Genomic DNA, 22231 nt, shown 5'->3' with positions numbered 1-22231 from the left:
CTGCCCTAAGTATATAATTAATAAGGACGGTCGCCAAGAATGGAAATCCGCTCCGCTACGCGGCGGTTCGGATAATAATCGGAAGAAGCGTAATGCTGGGTCGCACGGTTATCCCAGAGCGCAATCGAATTCTTCTCCCAGTTGAAGCGCACTTGGTATTCCGGAATCTCCGCTTGACGGAACAGGTACTGGAGCAGCTTCTCTCCTTCTTCCTCATCCAGGCCAACAATACGCGTCGTAAAAATCGGATTCACGAACAACGTCTTTCGTCCCGTCTCCGGATGCGTACGGACAACCGGATGCTCGGCCGCAGGGAATTCGGCCTGCTTCTGCGCAAGCAGCTCCGGCGGCATGTTCCGGCCAAACGTCGGAGTAAAATCATGGATAGCGGTTAAGCCGTTAATCCGCTCCTTCACGGCTTCAGGAAGGTTATCGTAAGCAGCCCCCATGTCCGCCCACAGCGTATCTCCGCCTTGAGGAGGCACCTCGGACAACCGCAGAACAGCTCCCAGGGATGGCTCCAAGCGCCAGCTTACGTCGGTATGCCAGTTGTTCTCCTGCCCTTTCATGTTCGCATCCTTCTCGAAACGGGTAATCTCGGCCGCCGCACCCTTCGGCAGGAACGGATGGTTCTCCAGCTCTCCCCATTGTCTTGCAAAATTCAGCTGCTGCTCGCTCGTAATGTCCTGGTTGCGGAAGAATAGAACCTTCCATTCCAGCAGCGCGCGGTGAAGTTCGGCTTTGACTTCCGGCGACACTTGCTCCCTGAGGTCTACGCCTTCAATTTCTGCACCGATGACCGGGCCTAGCGGCTTCAGCGTAAACAGAGTATAAGGACGGTCTTCCAAGCCATCAGCCAAACGCTGCAGGAATCGCGGGCCGCCTTGAATCGTGCGTTTCGAAAAGAGATCAAATTGACGGGATGTGTCTACGGTTAATTGAGTCATGGTTAATCGCTCCTTTTATAAATGGTTTATTGGGACAGCTTCTCAAGAAAACTCGCGTCGACATGATCCTGGAAGCTAATCTTATTCTTAATGAAGCCGTTGCTGAGCAAGAGCTCCGCCGACTTCTGCTGCGCATCCAGCTCTTCTTGCGAATAAGCGCGAAGATTAGGCGCGGAGCTGGCGAGCAGCGCTTTTACCACGCCTGCATCAATCTTTTTCAGATCCGCATAAATCTTAACCGCTTCGTCGGTGTTGGCGTTCTGCCAATCAATCGCCTGCTTGTAAACCTTCAGGAACGCCGTGACCAGCTCCGGATTGCTCTTGGCAAAATCCGTTCTCGCGATAGCCGATACCGGTGCGGCAATGCCTTCATTGGAGCCCGCGATAACCGTCGCTTTGCCCGATGCCGTCTCCTTCGTCGTGTAAGGATCCCAAGTTACCCAGGCATCCACTTTGCCAGTCTCGAAGGCCGGCAAAGCATCCTCCGGCTGCAGCGCAATCAGATTGACATCCTTGTCGCTTAACCCATACTTCTCCAGCACCTTCAGCAGGAACACATGCGCCGTTGTACCTTTGGCGACCGCAATGGACTTGCCTTTCAAGTCCTCAACCTTCGAGATCCCTTTATCCTTCGGCGTAATAATCGAGTTGGACAGCTTGCCGTCGCTTAGAAGAGCGATAACCTCGAAAGGCAGGTTGGCCGATAAACCGGAAATCGTAGCGCCATCCCCCAGGAAGGAGAGGTCGACGCGTTTGGATGCAAGCGACTCGAGCAGCGGAGGCCCGCTCTGGAATTCGCTCCAGTTGACGTCGGCATTAAGCGTTTTGAACTCCTCCTCAAGCCATCCCTTTTCCTTTGCGAGAAGCAGCGGCGATAATCCTCCGTTGATAGCCACATTAACCGTTACATGCGGCCGTTCAGCCGCACCTCCGTTAGCCGATGCCGCGGATGCGGTTGAATCCTTCGACGACTTGCCGCCGCAGCCGGCCAGCACCGTAACCAGCGCAACTACCGTCAAAGCTGTCAGCGTTAAAGCCCGAAACTTGTTTCTCTTCATATGCTCCATCTCCCTTAATACAAGTTTATTTATTTGTTTAATCGGATTTAGAGAATAAAAAAAGATCCGATCCCTAACCTTCCCCTGTGATCAGGTAAAAGGTTAGGAAATCGAATCTCCGGTCGTCCAGTCGATTCTTCATTCTCTTCGTTCGACAAACTGATAAAATGATCAATTTGTCATTTGGTGATTCTGATCATACCAGCTGACATTTTGGCTGTCAACCACTTTTTTCCGATTATTCCAACCCGCTTGGTTTACTTTTTGACAACAAGCCTCAGCATAATATCAACGGCGTGGCCGGATGGCTCGCCAAAGCCGCGGTAGCCCCATATCGACGTGCTTTGAAACAGGGACAGCAGCAGCGTTGCCAATTCAACCGCATCCCCTTCCACGATTGTACCTTCCGCCTGCCCGTCGCGTATAATATCCGCGAGCAGATCGCGGTTAGCCTGAGCTTTCTGATTGATCTCCGCTTTCTCCTCCGGATTCAGCACCTCGGTCGCCTGCGCCTGCAGCACGACCCAGAAATGCGTGGACGTCCTGCCCTTTTGCAGGTATATTTCGATGAGCCACCTGAGTTTATCGAGTGACGTACCGCTGCCGCCGCGCGCTTCGAGCAGCAGCTCGGTATACCTTTCCTGCGAGGACTGTACAAGTGCCAATAGAATCTTCTCCTTGGATTCGAAAAAATTATAAACATGACCGTAGCTTAATCCCGCTTCGGTCGCGATATCGGATATTTTCGCTACGGCTACGCCGCGCACGGTAAAGACGGAAGCCGCCGCCGACAATATCTGATTGCGGCGCAGTTCCCTCTGCTGCTGGTCTTTGATGACGTTCCTGGCCATAATATCTGCTCCTTCGCCATGATCCTCTCAAGAGGTTCTCATACGCTCATTCCTGTTTCCTTCGCATTTCTGTTAGAATGGTTAGGCATGAGCAATTTATCGGGGGTTAATACATGGATTATATAATTCTGGACATTGAATTTAACGGACGCAAATTCGCAAGCGATCTTCCCATGGAAGTCATTGAGATTGGCGCCGTACGGCTGAATGCCGATTTACAGCAGACCGATATTTTTTCTTCCTTGATCAAGCCGGTCTACTTCTCCAAGCTGAATTCCTTTATTAAGAAAAAGACGGGTATTCCGCAGGAAGAAATTGATATAGCGCCAAAATTCCCTCGCGTGATCGGCGAGTTTATGAAGTGGCTGGACCGCGGAGAGCCCTTTATGCTCTTTACTTGGGGCGGCGAAGACCTGAAACGGATCGTCTACGATACGCGGATGCATAAGCTGGACGACGCCTTCTGGCTGTCCATGGATACTTTCGACCTGCTGAAGGGTTATCTCCGCTATAAAAATATCACAAACGACGTCAGCGTAGAAGCCGCTTTGGCCGATCTTAACCTCGTCTTCGAAGGGAATGCCCACCGTGCGCTGGACGATGCGATCATGACGGCTGGCGTGTTCCGCGCCATCTTCGATCACTTGGACCTCGACGCCTATAAGCAGAAATACAAGGATCTGTACACCAACGCGAAGGAACGCCGCATGGTCAAAAACGCCGTGCGCGCGATGCGTTCTCAAAAAGCAGCCCCTACTTGGGAGCTGCTGGTCAGCAAGCATCTGGAAGGCAAAATTGCTTTAACGGATCCTCGCAAGGAAGCCGAGCTGAAGGAATATTTCGAAGCGGAGGCCGCCAAGCTCCCGCCGCGGCAGGCTCCGCCGCAACAAAGCCCTGCCGGCAGCTAACCCTTGTAGCTGACGCGCCATTTGAGCAGGCGCCGCTCCAGTACCCGTACTAGCGAGTCCGTCAGCTTGCCGACGGCAGCAAACAGAATAATGCCGATAAACACAACCTCGGTGCGCATAAACGACCGGGCATCCTGGATCAAATAGCCAATGCCCCGGTCGGCACCCATCAGTTCGGCCACGACAAGCACCAGCCATGCAATGCTGATCGAAAGCCGAAGTCCCAGCAGCACGTTCGGCATAGCCGCCGGAAGGACAAGGCGGATCATCTGGTTCACCTTCTTGAATTCCAATACCCTCGCCACGTCAAACAGCTTGGAATCCACGTTCCGTACGCCCAGAAACGTATTTACATAGAGCGGGAAAAACGCTCCAAGCGCGATGAGCAGAATTTTCGACGTCTCCCCAAACCCGAACCACAAAATAAACAGCGGCGTAATCGCAAGGAGCGGTACGGTGCGAATCATTTGAACGGTAGGATCTACAATCTCCTCAACCTTGCTGAACATGCCAACCGTAAGGCCAAAAAGAAGGCCAAGGCTGCCGCCCAGCAAAAAGCCCAACAATGCCCGCAGCACGCTAATCTCCAGATGGCGGAACAGCTCTCCGGAGACGATCATTTCATAAAATTCTTTAATAATGGAGGACGGCGCCGGGAACATCATCGCGTCCACGATTCCCGTGCCGCTGACGTATTGCCAGCTTCCAATAATAATAAGCGGCAGCAAGCTGCCCATCAGCAGCTTTCTTCCTTTGAAATCACCTTTCATCCTGGCGGCGCGAACGGCAGCGGCAGGCTTGGAAGCCGCCGGGGATACTCCTTTTATTGCTTCAGTAGCAGGATTGGACATGGTTTATTCATCCTTTCATGGCTCCGGTTGTTCGGTCGTGCTCCTTGCGGTTTGTTTGGCACAAAGGCTTCGGTTGTTCGGTCGATTGTTCCTTGCGGATTGGCGCTACGGTTGATCGATCGATTGTTCCTTGCGGTTTGTTTCTTGAATTAGAATTTTTCGGTTGATACAAACGCGCAATAGTCACACTCGACCGATCAACCTCCGCTAACAGCGCGGACATTCGCACTCGACCAAACAACCTTCGCTAGCCGATACAAAACACGCAAAGTCGCATTCCACCGAAACAATCTCCGCTGGACGCTAAAACAAGAGGCCTAAACATCGGCCGGAGCTAGATTGTATAAGATTCTTTATCAGGATCCTCGTGGTCGAGAGCACGGAGGATTAACGTACGGAGGTCCTGGAACGCCGAACCCGTTCTTTTGCGTGGGAACGGAAGATCGATCGGAACAATCGTCTTGATTCGGCCGGGACGAGGGTCCAGAACGATAACCCGATGCGACAGGAAGACGGCTTCGTCGATATCGTGAGTGACGAACAGCATCGTTGTGCGGTTTTCGCGCCAAATATCGAGCAGCGCCTCCTGCATATGGCTGCGGGTGAAGGCATCCAGCGCGCCAAAAGGTTCATCGAGCAGCAGCACCTTCGGATTGCGGAGCAGCGCCCTCGCGATAGCCACCCGCTGGGACATGCCCCCGGACAGCTGCTTCGGGTATGCTTTTTCGAAGCCCTCCAATTTAACCAGTTTGATCAGCTGATCTACCTTTTTGCGGGTCTCCGGATTACGAAGAGACAGATCGGCCGCGATGTTGCGTTCAACCGTTAACCAAGGGAATAGACGATGCTCCTGAAAAATAAACCCTTTCTCCTGGGAAGGCTTCTTCACTTGTTCCCCTTCAAGAAGAACACGGCCTTCGATATCGACATCCAGCCCCGCTACAATCTTGAGCAGCGTGCTTTTCCCGCAGCCGCTTGGTCCAATAATCGATACAATCTCCCCTTGATTGATGGTCAGCTTCAACCGGTCAAGCACGGGAACCGCTTCGTTAGAATTACGGAACGTTTTGCTTACGTCTACAATCTCCAATAATGCCGTCGACATTGCCGGCACCTCCTCTGTTTGATTGTTTCCCCTAATTTTACTATTCCGTATTGGAATAGTTGGAATTAGGATATAAAAAAAGATCCAATGGACGTCTAAGCAGACAGCTCCATTGAATCTCTGGTTGGTCCAGTCGATTCGATCTCCTGTTACAGACTGACATTTTCGTCAATCCGTATCTGATGATAAGATCATAGCGGGTTGGGAAAAAGCTGTCAATCGTTTTTTGAAGTCTAAAACCAACAGTTTCAAATTGCTCCCTTTACCCGCCTGTAGTAGTATTACTTGTTGGGGTTTTTATACGAATTTTATTGCATGGGAGAAGTATCATTCATGAATCGCGCATCCAAGTCTTTCTCCGCCTACGAGCTTCTCTACGTCGTTGGCATCATCGCCATCTCGTTCTCGTCCATCTTCATCAAATGGTCCAGCGCCGAGCCTTCGGTTATCGGCATGTACCGACTCTATCTGACTGTCCTGATTATGCTGCCGCTGGCATGGAAATATAAGCAGGAGCTGCTCTACCATACGGCCCGCCAGCTTCTGCTGCTGCTTGCATCGGGTATAATGCTCGCTTTGCATTTCCTGTTCTGGATGTCGTCGCTCAAGCATACCACGGTTGCAAGCTCAACGATCTTCCTGGCGCTTGAACCGGTGCTCGTAATGCTGGGCTCTTATTTCATCTTCAAGACGAAGGCTAACAAAATGATGCTGCTCGGCATGGGAATTGCCATGATCGGCACGGTCATTATCGGCTCGAGCGACCTGGCCTTATCGAAGGAAGCCTTGTACGGCGACGTCCTGTCGATTCTCGGCACGGTTGCGGTAGCGCTCCATATGCTGATCGGCAAGCAGCTCCGGAGCAGCACAAGCGCCTTCGCCTATAACTTCCTTGTGTTTGCCATTGCCGCTACAACGCTTGCCGTCTATAACCTTATTCAAGGCTACCGGTTTACCGGCTACAGCTCGCATGAGTGGGGCATCTTCCTGCTGCTGGCGATTGTGCCAACGCTGTTCGGCCATTATCTGTTCAACTGGCTGCTGAAGTATATGAACGCAACGGCCGTCTCCATGTCCGTGCTGGGCGAGCCCGTTATCGCTTCGCTGTTAGCCTGGGCGCTGCTCAAGGAAGCCCTCACGGGTTGGCAGCTTGGCGCAGGCATCGTGATCCTCTTCGGCGTGTGGCTGTTTATGCGCCACGGCAAAGAGTAGTTTGTTTTTCGCTTTCAGGGCAGAGAAAATGTATCTTCTGGAGAGCGTTAGCGCCTGCCTTTGCCTTCCCTTTGCAACCTTTAAAAATTGTTCAGGCAAAGGGAAGGCAACAGCAGTGGAAGAAGATACATTTTCTCGTGCTCCTGCTATTAAGCGAAAAACAACTCTCTCTACCGGCAGTAAGCCACGACCTCATCATAGGACAAATTGCCGCCGAAGATATCCAGCGCGCTGCCGATCGTGATGTCCAGCTTGCCGCCTGTCAAACGGCGGAACAGATCGAGATCCTCCAGCGAGCGGGCGCCGCCGGCATAGGTCGTCGGGATCGTTACCCAATCCGCCAGCTGCTTCACCAGGCTTTCCAGAATGCCCGTCCGCTTCCCTTCCACATCTACCGCATGCACGAGAAACTCGCTGCAATACGATTCCAGCTCGCGAAGATTCGCTTCGTTCACCTGGAAGCTGCTGAAGGTCCGCCATTGGTTCGTCACGACATACCAGCTTCCGTCCTTTTGCTTGCAGCTCAGATCGATAACTAGCTTGCCCTTGCCAACCTCGGAGACCATCCGCTTCAGGTTGTCCATATTCAGCTCGCCGTCACGGAAAATATAAGACGTCACTATAACCTGCGAAGCGCCCGCTTCGAGGTATTTTGCCGCATTGTCCGCCGTAATCCCTCCGCCGATCTGCAGGCCTCCCGGGTATTCGCGCAAAGCGTTCAATGCCGCTTCTTCATTTCCTCCGCCCAGCATAATGACGTGACCGCCTGTCAGCGCATCCCGCTTGAACATCGATGCGTAATAAGCCGAGTCATGCTCGGACACAAAATTTTCAACCACGCGCCCCGGATTGGCATCCAGCGTCTCTCCGACAATTTGCTTCACTTTCCCGCTATGCAGGTCGATACACGGTCTGAACTTCATGCGATCTCCTCTTTCTCGTCTTTAAGTCCCTTTATTGTAACAGAACTGCCCGCTATGTCGTATGCCGCATAGCAAAATTTTAAGGCCTTCGAACGGATGGGCGTATGTTACACTAGAATACGAGAGTTAATAGAGAAGGAGATTCGCGAGCGATGAAGTTTGTTTCCTGGAATGTGAACGGCCTTAGAGCCTGTGTAAATAAAGGATTTTTGGATTATTTTAACGAGATGGACGCGGATTTCTTCTGCCTGCAGGAGACGAAGCTTCAGGAAGGGCAAATCAATCTGGAGCTTGGCGAAGCCTATCATCTGTTCTGGCATTATGCCGAGAAAAAAGGGTACTCCGGCACGGCGATCTTTACGAAGCATAAACCTCTGTCCGTAAGCTACGGCTTAGGCGAAGAAGACGAAGATAACGAAGGACGGGTTATTACGCTTGAGTATGAGAACTTCTATCTCGTAACGGTGTACACGCCAAATGCCAGACGGGACCTGTCGAGGCTGGATTTCCGGCTGGCTTGGGAGGAACTGTTCAGGGGTTATCTCACTAAGCTGGACGAACATAAACCGGTGATCGTATGCGGGGACTTGAACGTGGCTCATCAGGAAATCGATCTGAAAAACGCGAAGTCGAACCGGGGCAACTCCGGCTTCACGGACGAGGAACGGGAAAAAATGACGCGTCTGCTTGACGCCGGATTTATCGATTCCTTCCGTTACCTGTACCCGGATCGGACGGATGCGTACACCTGGTGGTCTTTTATGCCGAAGATCAGAGAACGGAATGTCGGCTGGCGCATCGACTATTTCCTAACATCCGCAAGACTTGCTCCGTCCATTGCTGATGCCGGCATCGATTCCCAAATTCTCGGCAGCGACCATTGCCCGGTTGTGCTCACCCTCGACATGGAAAAGGGACATCAAGCTTAACGCTTAATGTCCCAATCCTGCACATCAATAAACATGCCGTAATCGGAAGGATGCACGCCGGTGACCGCATTATTAACTACGCCCAACGAACGGGTCGCGTAAACGGACAGCATTGGCACATCTTCCGCCATAATCTGCTGCAGCCTGCTGTAGGATTCCTTAATGTCGGCTTCGGTCTTTTCCGATTTCAGGAAAGCGAGCAGCATGTCCACTTCGGGATTGCGGTACCCGTTGGGATTCCCCTCCTGCAGAAAATAGCTAACGTCCGGCAGAGGGTTAACGAGTGACATCGAGACCGTCATAACGCCAAGATCGTAGTCTCTTTCAACGATTTTATGGATTAGAGGGTCCAGACTTACCGTCTGAATCTCCGCGTCTATTCCAACAGCCTTCAAATCATCGGCTGCCATCCGGGCTGCCTGCTCCAGCGTGCTGTCCCCGGCCAAGACGGATAACGTCAGCTTTGTACCGGGTATCCAGCCTGACTCCGCAAGCAGGCTTTTTGCTTTGTCCGGATCATATTCCGCCTGTTTGACCGACGGGTCAAGGTAAGGGCTGTAGCTGGTGAACAATCCGTCTACCGTCTCTCCCGCTCCCCGCAGCAGATCGTTGACAATCCTCTCCCGGTTGATCGCGTAAGAGATGGCTTTCCTTTGCCTTGCATCCGGCAGCTCTTGTTCATTGATATACATGAATTGGGTCGCAACGGATGGCCCATTGATCGTTGTCACATTCGGGAGCGATTTGATTTTACCGTAATCCTCAATCGGGATAACCCCAAACGACGGAATATTGAGATCCACATCTCCGCTTCCGAGCTGATCGGCAAGCGCCTCGCCCTTCAATATTTTAAAGTTTAACCGGCCGATTTTTGGCACTCCCTTGAAATAACCGGCGTTTGCCTTCAACTGGACGAGTTGATCCCGCACGTAGCTATCGAACTGATAAGGACCGCTGACGACAGCTGATTTTTGCACAAAATCACCGTTCCTCAGCTGATCAACCGACGCATTCTCAAGCGCTTTTTTGGGAAGCGTAAGCAAATTCCGGCCTATCGCGTCCTGCATAATGGTTAAGGTTGTCGGTTCCTTGGTTTTTATCGTAAGCGTATGCTCGTCCACGGCTTGCACGCCGGTTAACCCCAACTGCTCCTGCGGCCGGAACCCCTCTGAATCTGTCCCCTCTATAATGGAAAACATATACGCATAAGTCGAAGCAATTTCCCTGCTTGTCATCAGCTGCAGCGTAAAAACAACATCATCCGCCGTGACGGGACTCCCGTCGCTCCATTCGGCGGCCGGACTCAGATTGATCGTAAATAACCTATGATCCATTGTTGTAATGGAATCCGCCAGCATCGGCTTAAAGGCCAGATCCTGATCCAGTTCAAAAAGCGGCAAATACATTAAACCGGAAATATAAGAAGAGACCTGTCCAATAGGCGACAATGGATTAAGAGTATTTGGGGAGTACGTTACTCCGATATTAACGGTTTTTGCCGAGGAGATCGGCTTCATGGATAGTTCCGTTCTACTGCATGCCGATAGGATAAACAGCATGGCTATCAGCAGTCCTAACAGGGAGCGCATACGACTAAAGTTATGCATGGCTGCTTCACTCCTCTTCAACAATCCAAGCGTAAACGACTGCCGGAAGCATGCGTTTCGCGAAAGACACCTCTTCCTATAGTTTACCACTATATGTCTAATCGTGGAATCTATCCCTGAAACGACTTGGCGCTTCCCCGGTCCACCGCTTGAACTGTCTGCTGAAATGAGCAATATTGTTGTAGCCAAGTCTCGAAGAGATCTCTTCAATCGTCAGCTCGGGATCCATCAGCAGCAGCTTCGCCTTCTTCAGCATAATCGTGGATAAATATTGCCTCGGGGATACGCCAAAAGCCCTGCTAAACAGACGGTTCACCGACGAGGTGCTGTATCCGACCGCAGCGGCAATCGAGGTGACCGTATCTTTGTCGTTCAAATGGCCCAGGTCCGCTGCGCCTTCCACAGCTTCCTCCAGCAAAATCGCGACTCGCGAAGCCAACTCGGAGCCTCTGAGGCCGGGAGGGTCCTGATTCAGGTTGGACAGCGTACCGCTAAGAACGGCAAACAGCTCGAATAACGCGGACAGGACATGCATGCGGGCTTCCGTTCGCAGCACCGCTTCTTGCGACACCGTTAATCCGATCAGCTTGTCCAGCGCCGGCCTTATCGCCATAGCAAGCTCGCTGTCCGCAGGGTAGAAGCATCTTGGGCTCCTGTTAAGCAGCTCCCGGAACGATGGCTCGTCCACGTCAAAATGAAGGCAGTAATACGTCATGTCTTCCTCCCCCGACACCCGGCTTTCATGCCGGTCGCCGGGCCTGAAGAGCAGCAGGTCGCCCGCTTGCTGCGTGTAGCTTATCCGTTCAACGCTAAACTGCTGGGTACCTGTCAGAACCAGATTGATCTCAAACAACGGATGCTTGTGAAGCGGATAAGTCCAGCCGGGATCAACGGTTCGGGAGTGGGCTCCGAACACCCGGAAGGTCGAGTCCATATCGGGCAGCATATATTCCCTTTTTTGACGTTCTTTTTGCTCCATTTCAACTTCCTCTCCGGCGGCCGCCACAGCATGATCGATTTGGGTAAATTCTATCCTGCTATGGATATGGGATAGCGCTTAAACTCTTGATAATATAAAGATATTATAACATACCAGCCACAATAAGACGGTAGCGGAGAATGGTAAATACCATACATCTCCAGTCTTTCCAATGGCTAATTTGCTGATCTGATGAGAGGAGATTTTTATCGAAATGGCTACTATTACGAACCCTATTCTACCGGGCTTTAATCCGGATCCTTGCATTTGCCGCGTAGGCGAAGATTATTATATTGCGGTATCGACCTTCGAGTGGTTTCCGGGCGTGGGAATTTACCATTCCAAGGATCTGAAAAACTGGCGGCTTGCTTCCCGTCCGCTGAACCGTCTAAGCCAGCTGAATATGATGGGCAACCCGGATTCCGGCGGGATCTGGGCGCCTCAATTGTCCTACAGCGACAATCAGTTCTGGCTGATCTACACAGACGTAAAGGTTGTTGAAGGCCAGTGGAAGGACTGCCACAACTACCTGGTTACCTGCGATACGATTGACGGCGAATGGTCCGAGCCGATTCATATGAACAGCTCCGGCTTTGACCCTTCCCTCTTCCATGATGAGGACGGCAAAAAATATTTCGTAAACATGATGTGGGATCAACGCGTTGGCAATCACCCGTTCTACGGGATCGTGCTGCAGGAGTATGATGCGGCCGAGCAGCGTCTGGTCGGCAAAGCGGAAGTCATTTTTAAAGGCACCGACATTAAGCTGACCGAAGCGCCTCATTTGTACAAAATAGGCGGCTATTACTACCTTCTGACTGCTGAGGGCGGTACAAAATACGATCATCAGGCGACGATTGCCCGCTCGAAGGATCTCCGTGGACCGTATGAGGTGCATCCGGAAAATCCATTAATCTCCTCGCATGCTCATCCTCGGATTGCGCTGCAAAAAGCGGGACATGCTTCCATCGTTCAGACGCATACGAATGAATGGTTCCTTGTCCACCTGGTAGGGCGTCCGCTCTCCCGCGAAGGACAACCATTGCTGGACCCGCGCGGCTATTGCCCGCTTGGACGGGAAACAGCTATTCAACGTCTGGAATGGCATAACGATTGGCCTTATGTGGTAGGCGGCAATAAACCTTCGCTGACCATTGAAGGGCCAAACATCGAAGAAGTGGTGTGGGGACCCGACTTCCCCGAGAAGGACGAGTTCGATTCGGAGACGCTGAATCCGCATTTCCAGACGTTGCGTATTCCGCTCGGCGAGAACATTGTATCCTTGAAAGACAACCCGGGCCATCTGCGTATCTACGGGAAAGAATCGCTGACTTCGAAGTTCACGCAGGCTTTTGTTGCCCGCCGCTGGCAGCATTTTAACTTCACCGCGGAGACCAAGGTAGCGTTTAGCCCTGAGTCGTTCCAGCAATCCGCCGGTCTCGTAAACTATTACAATACGCAAAACTGGACTTCGTGCCAGATTACCCGTCATGAAGAAAAGGGCCGCATTCTGGAGCTGGTTGCCTGCGATAACTTCTCGTTCTCGCAGCCGCTGCAAGGCTCCGAGGTTGTTATCCCGAACAACGTGGAATACGTATTCCTCCGCGTTGATGTCACGGAGCTGACGTACCGCTACTCGTACTCGTTCGACGGAGACAGCTGGACAACGCTGCCGGTTACCTTCGAGTCGCATAAGCTGTCGGATGATTACATTCAAGGCGGCGGCTTCTTCACCGGCGCTTTTGTCGGCATGCAATGCCAGGATACTTCGGGCAGAAGCTTGTATGCAGACTTTGACTATTTTGTTTACAAAGACAACTGAAACCTAGTACGGGAAAACTAGGCTCGTCATGACGGGAATTGGAGACAAGTGGCTCGTCATGGCGGGAATTGTTCTCCTTCCGGTTGCTGTTGCCAGTGTGAAATTTTGATTATACTCGTTTAACGAGATTTCACACTGACAAAGGCAAGCGCTCCGCTCCTCCAGGAGAACAATTCCCTCTATTCCTCGCCAGTTGTCTTATTTTTTGGGGGACCGAAAGAAAAGGAAGGCCTGCTTTATTGGGGCCTTCCTTTTTTATGTAGATAGGTCTTCTTTTCCAGTAAATGATAGAATAAGAGTTGCTGAAGATAATCTAACCCGATTTGGAGGAACTGCATGATTGACGGCAAGATAGAACAACTTATTCGTTCCAGTGGTCTTGAGAACTATGAGGATGCCATTATCTCTAATTGTTTATTATCACTTAGAATGACCACGGAAAACCGGGATGATGGTAACATTCCCGTTGCACATTCTAAGCTAGGAGGTAAACCGGATCTGCCAATCGGAATTTCTTGGCCGAAGTATCAGGATCGTTCTCTTCATTTCATTGCGCAAGTTAATCTTGGAGAGCCGGAAAAGAAACTTTCTCTATTGCCTGATAAAGGCCTGCTCAGTTTCTTTTATGATTCGCTTGAGCAGCCATGGGGATTTGATCCCAATAACCGCGGAAGATGGAAGGTTCTCTATTTTGATCGTACTGAAAATCTAGAAAGAAGAGAAGAACCGGAAGATATCATCGAACAAGGAAGTTACTCGTCATGTATGACCGTCTTCCATCTACAGACCACATTACCTCCTGCCGAATCCTTGTTTGTTGAGAAACTTCGATTAACGACTGTGGAAACGGATAACTACTATGCGTTACTCGAAGAAATTGAAGAGCATTATAATTTTGGCGATATGAGTCATAGGTTATTGGGGCATCCGAATCCCATTCAGAATGAGATGCAATTAGAATGCCAACTAGTCACTCATGGTTTATACTGCGGAGACGGTACAGCCTATAGGGATTCAAAGAGAGAACTGCTCGAACAAACGGCGGACTGCTGGAAGCTCCTGCTCCAAATCGACTCGGAAGAAGAAATTGGAATGATGTGGGGAATGACAGGCAGGTTGTATTTCTGGATACGCGAAGAAGATCTGCGACAGCTGAATTTTAATAATGTGTGGGTCGTTTTACAATGCAGCTAGCAACTACTACATCTATGGGAATGGTGAAATATGACAAGAGACATTTTAAGTAAATTAATTGAACGGCGCGAAGAAGGACGAGCAAAGCAGGATCAAGAGATTTTAAGCGAGGTACGCGAACAGCTGTTAGAACTGCTATCCGAATATCCCGATGATGCTGAGGTTAATTACCAGATGGGGATCGCCTGCGATAATTCCGGTCTTGGAGATAAGGCGATCCCTTATTACGAACGGGCAATCGAGTTAGGACTGTCCGGCGCTGATCTGGAACGATGCCTGATGGGACTCGGCAGCACTTACCGTTACTGGGGACAATACGACAAAGCGGTCGCGACTTTGCGCAGGGGGATGAAGGAATTTCCCGAGAACCGCGCTATTCAAGTATTTCTCGCCATGGCGCTGTATAACAGCCAAAACTATAAGGAAAGCGTAGAGCTTCTGATCACTAACCTCATGGAGAGCACCACGGACGAGAAGCTTCATTATTTCAAGCGCGGAATAGACTATTACAAGGAAAATCTAAATGAAACGGCTTTAAGCGAATAGCCCTTGCATGGTAAAAATCCGCGGCATCCAGAAGAACAAGCTCGCCGCCTCCGCTTGGAGCCGTTCGGCGAGCTTGTTCGCCTTCGTGTTGCTATTCTGCTTCTGCTCTTGTCTGCAGCCCCTGCCCCGCCTCGACAACCGCTTCATCCTCCGGCATCTGCCGCAATCGGACATCCCGCTCAAGGCCTTCGCCGGATAGGATGTTGCCGGCGATTCGCACGCCGCTGCAGGCCGTTAGCGTTATGAGACTTCGTACAGGCTTATCCGCATCCGCGGTCGTAACGATCTCGTTGCTTATAAAATCGATCGGTCCCGCGCTCTTGGCGCCAAGTGCCGCAGCGTCCCGCGTCTCGATCCTGTTGCCCTCGATGCGGATACCGGCATGCACTGGCCGGGCGGCATCCAGCTCGGTATTTTCCGGAGCGATCACAATGACGGGGTGATCCGGCCCACCGCATTCGATAAAGCGGTTGTTCCGGATCGTCAGGTCCCCTACCTTCCCCGACTCATACCAGCTCTCGGCGTCGTCGGCTACGGAAATGCCGCTCATCGTCATTCGCTCGAAAAGGTTGTCCTCGATGACGACCTTGCGGCGCGTCGTAATGAGTACGCCCCGCGTTGGAATGCGGGCGAAATAATTGCCCGCGATCCGCACCTCGGGCGTCCATGTCACGTTTTCGACGACGTCATCCGGACGGATGTCCGACGGGACAGGCGCCTCTAGCGTTAGCAGCACCTCGCGCGGGCTGAGCCGCTCCGTCGTCTTGACGGTGCCCGAGCCGTAGGCGAGCAGCGAGGCGTGACGAACGAATTCGATCTCGTCGCCAGGGATGAAGGCGTCGAAGCCGTAGGTTTGATGGTGCATGAAGCGCAGCACCAGTTGATCCGGCGCCGGCGTGCCAACAATCGGGAGATGGGTGCCATGCGCGTTGATTGGGTCGTCATGACCGCCAATGAACCGGCTGTCCGCAATCTCCACCTTCCCACGGCATCCCGACAGATGGATAAAATCGGCGAACGCGGTCACCGTCCTGCCCGTTTCCGCGCGGGGAGAGAAATCCATCTGCTTGAAGCTTAGATTCTCGCTGAACTGGCCGACAATGCCAAGGCCATGCATGAAATGCATGCCAACTCCGCTCCAAGATACATCGCGGCTCCGATGGATAAATGCTCCGACCTGGTCGCGGATGCCGTCGCGCATCTGTAATACCCGGCCTGCGGTCAGGCCGGATACTCCGCTTCCATCCTCAACAAAAAGCCTCAGCCGGTTCGGCGCCAGCTCCTCCACCTTGGATGCCCGTTCAACTACATTGTCGATCCTCCAGGTCGTATCACGGATGGGGTCGTATTCCTGCATCGGCCCTTTCGTGAACCGCCAGCCCTCTCCAATCCAGACCAGTCGGCCCTCCTCGATCTCATAACGGCTGTCAGGATGAACCTCCGCGTCGAAATAATCGCTTCCCACGGCGGTGATGGTCATTTCCGTCACCGTAGGCCATTCGTAATCGGCATGCAGATTGCGGATCCGTATGCCTTCGCAGCCGTCAATCGCCAGCATTGTCATCTTGCCGTGGAAGACAAGCAGCGTGCCGTTACCCTCGAGCGTCAAATCCTTCAACCCTTTGAGCAAAATGCCGATCGTCTTCGTCACGTCGGGATTCTCCGACTCGCTGGCCGTATTCGAAATATAATAAGGCGCCCGGACCGCCTCGTCCGGATGGAAATCGTAGCGTCCCCGCGGAATATCCAGCAGGACGGGTCCCTGAACGCGCGATGCGGCTTCAATGGCCCGGCGCATGGCCGGCTGAGCGTCCGCCCCCGAATCGGGAACCGCTCCATAATCAGTCAAGCGGATAACAACCGGATTCTCTGAAATGATCAACACCATCCTCAAATAATAAGTTAAGCGCTTAATATACTTTACAATGATTAACTATCCCGTTCAATATCGATTGCGGGAGCGGACAACGAACCACCTGATCGCCTGGATCCAAACCCGCCTGTCCGGGCTATAACCACAGGCGCGGCCTCCGAAAAAAAAGAAAGAAGCTCCGCCGGATGACACGCGGAAGCCCCTCCCTTGCAAAAGCCTTGTTATTTGCCTTGCTTCGCCATCTGCTTACGGGCGTCAATTATCGACTCGGAAGATGGCAAAAAGCCGACGGACGCCTTTCGGTTCCATCGGCCTATCTATTGCATTTAAAGCGCGACCGGCTGTCCCAGCTTCGCGGACTCGTAGGCGGCCAGTGCCACGGCGGCGGACCGCAAACCGTCTTCGCCGGTAATAGGTACCGACCGCCCCTCCAGCAGCGACCCTACGAACGACTCGATCATCAGCCGATCCATGTCGTCGCCCCAATAGCTCCAGCTGCCTTTGCCGTCAAGATCGCTGTACACCTCATTCTTCTGGGCGAAGCCGTCGACAGAGATGCTGCCTTTCGTGCCGATGATTTCCATCGTTACGTCGCCCCAGGTCGGGAACGATTTCGGGCGGGACCAGCTTGTATCGATGACGGCGAAGGCGCCTCCGGCGAACTTCACGTGAACGAGGCCCGCGTCGTCGATTTTCGTTTCGCCGAACCGCGATGCCGCGTATCCGTAAACCTCCTTCACCTCGGAGCCGATCATCCAGTTCAGCAGATCCATCACATGGACCGTATGGTCCAGCAAGGCGCCGCCGCCCGACAGCGCCCTGTCGGTAAACCAGCCGCCGGGATTCGTCCCGTGATTGGTTCCTTTGACGGCGACGATGTCGCCGATATCGCCGCGCTCGATCGCGGCTTTGGCGCCGGTAACGGCCGGCAGATAGCGGCACGGAAAAGCGGTCATCAGCTGGACGCCGTTATCCCGTGCGGCGGCGATCATCCGTTCCATTTCGCTGACGGAGATGCCAAGCGGCTTCTCGCACAGCACATGCTTCCGCGCCTCTGCCGCCGCGATCGCATGCCTGGCATGATGGACATTCTCCGAGCAGATGACGATGGCATCGGCGTCGGTAGCGAGCAGCTCCCGATAGTCGGCATAGTAAGGCAGGCCGGTGCGTTCGACGATCGAGGCTACGCGGCTCTGCGATTCGTCGGCGATGCCGGCGATCTCGACCTCCGGCATAGCAGCCAGACTTGCCAAATAGCTGTATGCATGGCCGTGCGCGAAGCTGATCAGACCTACTTTCAGTTTTTTCACCGTTTACTCCTCCTTGCGATTATAATAAAACGACTTTTCCCGTCTGTATCGATTCCAGCGCGGCCAGCGCAATGCGGAGCGCCTCCCGCGCATCCTCCGCCGTAACAAGCGGCTCCGCGCCGTCCCGCACGCACGCCAGAAAATGCGCCAGCTCCCGGTCGTATGGACTCAGAACGCCCGGGCTTTGCGGAATTTCGGCGAACCGCCCATCCCTTTCGGCTTGGGCGCGGGTGCGGACATGCAGCGAGGCGGAGGCCTCGCTGTCCAGCCGGATCAGTCCCGCGGAGCCGGAAATTTCGGCCGCATACCGGAACGGACCGGGGTCGCCCCAATGCGCTTCCAGGTTGGCTGCAGCCCCGTTTGCGAATTCCAGCGTCACCAGTGCGTAATCCGAGTCGTCCTTGCAGGCGTTCATGGCGTAGACCGATTTGACCTCCCCCCAAATCCACCTCATAAAATCGATGTCATGGATCATCATGTCGACGATAACGCCGCCGCTTTTCGCAAGGTCCTTAAACCAGCCTCTCGCGATTCCGGGATGGCCGCCGACCCGCTTCGTATGGGCTACGCCGGGTTCGCCGATTCTCCCTTCTTCAATCTGCCTGCGTACCTGCTCGTATTCAGGAAAAAACCGGACGACATGTCCAACAAACAGCCGAACGCCGTTGCGGCGGCATGCCTCGATGATCTCGTCTGTATCCTCCAGCGACAGCGCGACCGGCTTCTCGCAAATAACATGCTTGCCGGCTTCCGCCGCCTCCAGTACAGCTTGCTTGTGCAAATAGCTCGGCAGCGCGATGCTGATGACCTGCGAATCCGTCTCTTCCAGCATATCGGCGAAAGAGCAGAAGGCCCGCGTTCCCGTCTTGCTGGCCAGCTCGCCGGCCAGTTCCGCATCGATATCGCATACGCCGACTAACTCCGCATCCGCCATTCCGGCGAAGCTTTGCGCATGCACATGCCCCATGCCGCCGCAGCCTAACACCGCTACTCTCATCTCGGACACTCTCCTTCTTTTATGGTATACTTCACATGAATGATCTTAGTACGAGGGTTTGCAGGCCACAATTACGATATTTGGGCCTTTTGTATCCAAATTGACTATGGCGCAAAGAGGGCGATCAACCGGTGAAAGACGTTCAGGTACATGCTCCGGAAAACGTTCAGGAACAATTTCAAGAGCCGATCCATTACCAGAACCAGCATCTCTGCATCAAAGCGTGGCAGTTCACGGACGAGTCGAAGCCCGGTCCGTCGAACAGGCGCTGGCATTATCACAAGGAGGTCGAGCTCATTCTGGTGCAGAATGGGTCCATGAATCTCCATACGCCCGGCCATTGCTATGCGCTTGACGCGGGGGATGTCGCCATCGTCGGCTCCTCCCAGCTCCATCTCAGCCAAAAGACGTCGGACGGGCCTCTGATCTATATCGTGCTGCATGTCGATCTGCAGCGTTATTTCGACCCGGCGATGATGATGTATTACCGGCACTTCTCTGAGCTCGTTCGCCCGCTCGAGGAGCTGAACTATATCTTTCGGGAAAACGCCGCAGCCAGGCTGGAGATGGCCGGCATCCTGACGGGCATACACGAGGAAATGATCGGCAAGCGGAAGGGATACGAAATCGCCGCAAGCATGCATATCAAGCATTTGCTGCTGACGCTGCTCCGCCACGACAGCCGCGGGCTGCTGCAGAGCTACGAATTCGTGGACGACACTGTCATGCGCCCCGTCCTCGACTATGTAAGCCGCCATTTGAACGAGCGCATCGACATGGACGAGGTAAGCCGGATCGCCCGGATGAATTACAGTTATTTCTCCAAATATTTCAAAAAAGCGGTTGGTGTTTCGTTCGTCGATTACGTAAACCGCCAGCGCATACTTAAAGCCGCGCATAGGCTTGTCGCGGAGCCCGCCAGCGTCTCCTCCATCGCCGCAAGCGTCGGCATCGAAAATATGGCGCATTTCTACGAGCTGTTCAAACGTTATAACGGCTGCACGCCGAAGGAATATGCTCGGCGGCTGCTTCGGGGCGAAGCAAGGAGCGATGCGTAGACCGGCTCATTCAGGTAGCGCATTTCCTTTTTCCGATTGATTTTTATTGAGTTCAATTACCTTAGTTCTCATGATCAAATCGCCCAGCCTTCTCCCCTTAATCAGCAATAGGAAGAGTTCCACCGGCCACACAATCAGAGATATATTCCGGAGAAAAAGCCTCCATTTCCCTGGCGTGTTATGAGGATTAGAATAATCCCTTACACCTAACCCTACTATTCTTTTGCCGATGCTTCTGCCGCCTATAAGATCTCTATTAGAGATAACAAACAGCACTAGGAACAGAAGCGGATGAAATATTTCAAATGGCCGATTAGAGTTTTCTTCAGTCGAATTGATATTGATTAGGATACTAATTGGAACAAAAATAAACAGAACCAAAATATAATCAATAAAAAAAGCCAGTAGTCTATTCTTCATTACTGCCCCTGCTTTCAACGTTAAGTTTTATAGTATTTCTAGAAAAATACGTTATAAGCAAACTATATCCTCCTTTCAACACAATAAGAAACGAAAACAAAAAGGCTGTCCCCTCTAACGGGAGACAGCCTTTGCTTATACCATGGAATTCGCGATTTTCAGCAAGGTTTCCGGTTTGTATTTGACCTTTAAATATTTCTTGTTACCGATTGCGAGCATATACTGCATCCCGTTCTTGTGAAACCTCAACTCATAGGCTAAGTTATTATTTACTCGATAGAGCGCCTTGGTTCCATCTTTCAGCGTGTAATATACATCATCGTTATCAAATTTGAACCGATCCAAATCTACGGTTACAGGAGCTGCTTTAACCTTGAGAAAACCGTTTATTTCATCGCTCCGATACAAAAGCTCAATCGAGCTGTCATCCTCGATAAAGCCATGAAATTCAGTAACTTTCCTGAAAGGCAGCTCGGTTAGGGTTAAAAGACGGCGCTTGAATTTGGTTTGATATTCTCTTATTAAGCGCGCCTCGTCTGCCAGCGGGTTGAAGCCCTCATATAATACGTGAATCTGGGTGATACGGCCGTAGTTAACGGACAATTCCCAAATATAAGCCAGTCGTTCGGTTTTTCGTTTCTCGTCATAGAAGCTCACCATAAGGACCTGTTCTCCGTTTATTGGCGAAGGCGCAAGCTTATAGCTTTGAGCGGAAACATGCTCCGGTATTTCGGGAATGCGCACGTAATCTTGATCGATAAAGCTTTGCGCTTTTTTATAGTCATTACGCGTAATGGCATTGGCGAATTCGGTTGCAGGGTCATTCTCTTTGGCAAAAGCAGGCGTTCCGGCTAACGACGTAAATCCAAGGATTATCACGATTGTCCATATCCGCTTTCTCAATAGCAAACACCTCATTGATGGGATACTTCTATTTATTCCCAAAATAAGGAGTTGAATGCGTTCTTGCTATCCACTGGTCAAGCGACCGAATGTTATCGCCCTTCCCATTCCTCGCGCAAAATCCCCATCCGAATGGAATCGTAGTACTCGCCATTATATAAGCGTACCTTGCGGATTCTTGCTTCCATCGTCATTCCAAGCTTCTCGGCGCAGCGGATCATTCGGTTATTGCCCGACCAGGTGGTGAGCCCGACTCGCACGAGCGGCATTGCCCCGAACAGATAGTTGATCCATAACGTCAAAGCCTCCGTTCCGTAACCCCCGCTCCAATGCTTCGGGCTGTAGATCGTAATGCCAAGCTCAAGCCACAGCGAAGGCCTATCCTCCCAATAGTAGGATACGACCCCGATAATCTGTCCCTCCGATTCCATAATGAGCATGGAAGGAACGTCATCGGCGGACAGCCGGACCTCCGTTTGGGTTTGGAAGGTTTCGAAATCTATTCGGTTATGAGGGAAATAAGGGGCATCCCATTTTTTCCACTCCGGATTCTCTTCCCCGTATTTTAATTGCCACAGCCGGTACATATCTTCCCGTTCAATGGTTCTGAGCGTCAAGGTTTTGCCGTCGACACGCATGTTGTATTCCTCCTTTCAACCTTTCTTCAAGTATACGTTAATGGCTGTCCCAGTCCATGCGATCCCCTCTTTTACAATACCCTATCACACAAATCTGGAA

Annotated in this window: 21 protein-coding genes; 7 read left to right on the top strand and 14 right to left on the bottom strand. The window is 52.2% G+C overall.

The window, feature by feature from the left end:
* Positions 1-17: 17 nt before the first annotated feature.
* From CFI03_RS07420 to CFI03_RS07410, 3 genes are all read right to left on the bottom strand, one after another.
* Entirely contained in the window at positions 18-947 is a 930-nt protein-coding gene (locus tag CFI03_RS07420) for a TauD/TfdA dioxygenase family protein (RefSeq protein ID WP_116394044.1), read from the bottom strand.
* A gap of 26 nt (positions 948-973) precedes the next feature.
* Positions 974-2005, bottom strand: coding sequence for an aliphatic sulfonate ABC transporter substrate-binding protein (locus CFI03_RS07415; protein WP_116394043.1), 1032 nt, complete (start codon positions 2003-2005; stop codon positions 974-976).
* A 257-nt stretch (positions 2006-2262) separates the two neighbouring features.
* Positions 2263-2856 carry a TetR/AcrR family transcriptional regulator gene (locus CFI03_RS07410; protein WP_116394042.1) on the bottom strand — a complete coding sequence of 198 codons (594 nt, stop codon included), beginning with the start codon at positions 2854-2856 and terminating at the stop codon, positions 2263-2265.
* A 113-nt stretch (positions 2857-2969) separates the two neighbouring features.
* Here CFI03_RS07410 and CFI03_RS07405 point away from each other — a divergent pair, with 113 nt between their 5' ends.
* Positions 2970-3764, top strand: a complete 795-nt coding sequence (locus CFI03_RS07405; protein ID WP_116394041.1) for a 3'-5' exonuclease — start codon at positions 2970-2972, stop codon at positions 3762-3764.
* On the opposite strand, the gene CFI03_RS07400 is transcribed toward CFI03_RS07405, so the two are convergent.
* Together CFI03_RS07400 and CFI03_RS07395 are read right to left on the bottom strand one after the other, a co-directional pair.
* Positions 3761-4615 (bottom strand): ABC transporter permease, encoded by an 855-nt coding sequence (locus CFI03_RS07400; RefSeq protein WP_116394040.1) that lies wholly within the window; start codon positions 4613-4615, stop codon positions 3761-3763. The genes CFI03_RS07405 and CFI03_RS07400 overlap by 4 nt on opposite strands.
* Positions 4616-4949: 334 nt before the next feature.
* Positions 4950-5720: an ABC transporter ATP-binding protein gene (locus tag CFI03_RS07395; protein WP_116394039.1), complete on the bottom strand. Its 771-nt coding sequence runs from the start codon at positions 5718-5720 to the stop codon at positions 4950-4952.
* 333 nt (positions 5721-6053) lie between these two features.
* On the opposite strand from CFI03_RS07395, the gene CFI03_RS07390 reads away from it, so the two are divergent.
* A complete protein-coding gene (locus CFI03_RS07390) occupies positions 6054-6932 on the top strand; it encodes a DMT family transporter (protein ID WP_116394038.1) in 879 nt (292 codons plus the stop codon).
* A 170-nt stretch (positions 6933-7102) separates the two neighbouring features.
* Here CFI03_RS07390 and hisA read toward each other — a convergent pair whose 3' ends face one another.
* Positions 7103-7855, bottom strand: a complete 753-nt coding sequence (hisA, locus tag CFI03_RS07385; protein WP_116394037.1) for a phosphoribosylformimino-5-aminoimidazole carboxamide ribotide isomerase — start codon at positions 7853-7855, stop codon at positions 7103-7105.
* A 152-nt stretch (positions 7856-8007) separates the two neighbouring features.
* Here hisA and CFI03_RS07380 point away from each other — a divergent pair, with 152 nt between their 5' ends.
* Positions 8008-8784, top strand: coding sequence for an exodeoxyribonuclease III (locus CFI03_RS07380; protein WP_116394036.1), 777 nt, complete (start codon positions 8008-8010; stop codon positions 8782-8784).
* On the opposite strand, the gene CFI03_RS07375 is transcribed toward CFI03_RS07380, so the two are convergent.
* Positions 8781-10391, bottom strand: coding sequence for an ABC transporter substrate-binding protein (locus CFI03_RS07375; RefSeq protein ID WP_116394035.1), 1611 nt, complete (start codon positions 10389-10391; stop codon positions 8781-8783). The genes CFI03_RS07380 and CFI03_RS07375 overlap by 4 nt on opposite strands.
* A 97-nt stretch (positions 10392-10488) precedes the next feature.
* On the bottom strand, positions 10489-11370 hold the full coding sequence (locus CFI03_RS07370) for a helix-turn-helix domain-containing protein (RefSeq protein WP_116394230.1): 882 nt from the start codon (positions 11368-11370) through the stop codon (positions 10489-10491).
* Positions 11371-11584: 214 nt separating this feature from the next.
* Here CFI03_RS07370 and CFI03_RS07365 point away from each other — a divergent pair, with 214 nt between their 5' ends.
* The 3 genes from CFI03_RS07365 to CFI03_RS07355 all read left to right on the top strand — a co-directional run bounded on the left by CFI03_RS07365 (position 11585) and on the right by CFI03_RS07355 (position 14932).
* Positions 11585-13192 carry a glycoside hydrolase family 43 protein gene (locus CFI03_RS07365; RefSeq protein WP_116394034.1) on the top strand — a complete coding sequence of 536 codons (1608 nt, stop codon included), beginning with the start codon at positions 11585-11587 and terminating at the stop codon, positions 13190-13192.
* 336 nt (positions 13193-13528) lie between these two features.
* Complete coding sequence (locus CFI03_RS07360) at positions 13529-14386, top strand: YwqG family protein (protein WP_116394033.1); 858 nt, start codon at positions 13529-13531, stop codon at positions 14384-14386.
* A 30-nt stretch (positions 14387-14416) separates the two neighbouring features.
* Positions 14417-14932: a tetratricopeptide repeat protein gene (locus CFI03_RS07355; RefSeq protein WP_116394032.1), complete on the top strand. Its 516-nt coding sequence runs from the start codon at positions 14417-14419 to the stop codon at positions 14930-14932.
* 91 nt (positions 14933-15023) lie between these two features.
* On the opposite strand, the gene CFI03_RS07350 is transcribed toward CFI03_RS07355, so the two are convergent.
* The 3 genes from CFI03_RS07350 to CFI03_RS07340 form a co-directional block, all read right to left on the bottom strand.
* Entirely contained in the window at positions 15024-16814 is a 1791-nt protein-coding gene (locus tag CFI03_RS07350; RefSeq protein WP_116394031.1) for a right-handed parallel beta-helix repeat-containing protein, read from the bottom strand.
* Positions 16815-17131: 317 nt separating this feature from the next.
* Positions 17132-18115, bottom strand: coding sequence for a Gfo/Idh/MocA family protein (locus tag CFI03_RS07345; protein ID WP_116394030.1), 984 nt, complete (start codon positions 18113-18115; stop codon positions 17132-17134).
* A gap of 19 nt (positions 18116-18134) precedes the next feature.
* Positions 18135-19112 carry a Gfo/Idh/MocA family protein gene (locus CFI03_RS07340; RefSeq protein ID WP_116394029.1) on the bottom strand — a complete coding sequence of 326 codons (978 nt, stop codon included), beginning with the start codon at positions 19110-19112 and terminating at the stop codon, positions 18135-18137.
* Positions 19113-19243: 131 nt separating this feature from the next.
* On the opposite strand from CFI03_RS07340, the gene CFI03_RS31285 reads away from it, so the two are divergent.
* Positions 19244-20170, top strand: coding sequence for a helix-turn-helix domain-containing protein (locus tag CFI03_RS31285; protein WP_116394028.1), 927 nt, complete (start codon positions 19244-19246; stop codon positions 20168-20170).
* A 6-nt stretch (positions 20171-20176) separates the two neighbouring features.
* On the opposite strand, the gene CFI03_RS07330 is transcribed toward CFI03_RS31285, so the two are convergent.
* The 3 genes from CFI03_RS07330 to CFI03_RS07320 form a co-directional block, all read right to left on the bottom strand.
* Positions 20177-20590, bottom strand: a complete 414-nt coding sequence (locus CFI03_RS07330) for an RDD family protein (protein WP_116394027.1) — start codon at positions 20588-20590, stop codon at positions 20177-20179.
* 135 nt (positions 20591-20725) lie between these two features.
* Complete coding sequence (locus tag CFI03_RS07325) at positions 20726-21493, bottom strand: hypothetical protein (RefSeq protein ID WP_116394026.1); 768 nt, start codon at positions 21491-21493, stop codon at positions 20726-20728.
* Positions 21494-21585: 92 nt separating this feature from the next.
* Entirely contained in the window at positions 21586-22131 is a 546-nt protein-coding gene (locus CFI03_RS07320) for a GNAT family N-acetyltransferase (protein ID WP_116394025.1), read from the bottom strand.
* Positions 22132-22231 lie beyond the last annotated feature (100 nt).

It is taken from the genome of Paenibacillus sp. ATY16 (assembly GCF_003399985.2).
GTDB classification, from domain to species: Bacteria; Bacillota; Bacilli; order Paenibacillales; family Paenibacillaceae; genus Pristimantibacillus; species Pristimantibacillus glycanilyticus.
This window is presented reverse-complemented; position numbering and strand designations above follow the sequence as displayed.

Coding starts and splice junctions, on each gene's coding strand:
- CFI03_RS07330 (WP_116394027.1), bottom strand. CDS start 20,590: ATGAAGAATAGACTACTGGCTTTTTTTATTGATTATATTTTGGTTCTG.
- CFI03_RS07410 (WP_116394042.1), bottom strand. CDS start 2,856: ATGGCCAGGAACGTCATCAAAGACCAGCAGCAGAGGGAACTGCGCCGC.
- CFI03_RS07365 (WP_116394034.1), top strand. CDS start 11,585: ATGGCTACTATTACGAACCCTATTCTACCGGGCTTTAATCCGGATCCT.
- CFI03_RS07380 (WP_116394036.1), top strand. CDS start 8,008: ATGAAGTTTGTTTCCTGGAATGTGAACGGCCTTAGAGCCTGTGTAAAT.
- CFI03_RS07395 (WP_116394039.1), bottom strand. CDS start 5,720: ATGTCGACGGCATTATTGGAGATTGTAGACGTAAGCAAAACGTTCCGT.
- CFI03_RS07340 (WP_116394029.1), bottom strand. CDS start 19,112: ATGAGAGTAGCGGTGTTAGGCTGCGGCGGCATGGGGCATGTGCATGCG.
- CFI03_RS07375 (WP_116394035.1), bottom strand. CDS start 10,391: ATGCATAACTTTAGTCGTATGCGCTCCCTGTTAGGACTGCTGATAGCC.
- CFI03_RS07360 (WP_116394033.1), top strand. CDS start 13,529: ATGATTGACGGCAAGATAGAACAACTTATTCGTTCCAGTGGTCTTGAG.
- CFI03_RS07415 (WP_116394043.1), bottom strand. CDS start 2,005: ATGAAGAGAAACAAGTTTCGGGCTTTAACGCTGACAGCTTTGACGGTA.
- CFI03_RS07405 (WP_116394041.1), top strand. CDS start 2,970: ATGGATTATATAATTCTGGACATTGAATTTAACGGACGCAAATTCGCA.
- CFI03_RS07370 (WP_116394230.1), bottom strand. CDS start 11,370: ATGGAGCAAAAAGAACGTCAAAAAAGGGAATATATGCTGCCCGATATG.
- CFI03_RS07420 (WP_116394044.1), bottom strand. CDS start 947: ATGACTCAATTAACCGTAGACACATCCCGTCAATTTGATCTCTTTTCG.
- hisA (WP_116394037.1), bottom strand. CDS start 7,855: ATGAAGTTCAGACCGTGTATCGACCTGCATAGCGGGAAAGTGAAGCAA.
- CFI03_RS07400 (WP_116394040.1), bottom strand. CDS start 4,615: ATGTCCAATCCTGCTACTGAAGCAATAAAAGGAGTATCCCCGGCGGCT.
- CFI03_RS07390 (WP_116394038.1), top strand. CDS start 6,054: ATGAATCGCGCATCCAAGTCTTTCTCCGCCTACGAGCTTCTCTACGTC.
- CFI03_RS07320 (WP_116394025.1), bottom strand. CDS start 22,131: ATGCGTGTCGACGGCAAAACCTTGACGCTCAGAACCATTGAACGGGAA.
- CFI03_RS07355 (WP_116394032.1), top strand. CDS start 14,417: ATGACAAGAGACATTTTAAGTAAATTAATTGAACGGCGCGAAGAAGGA.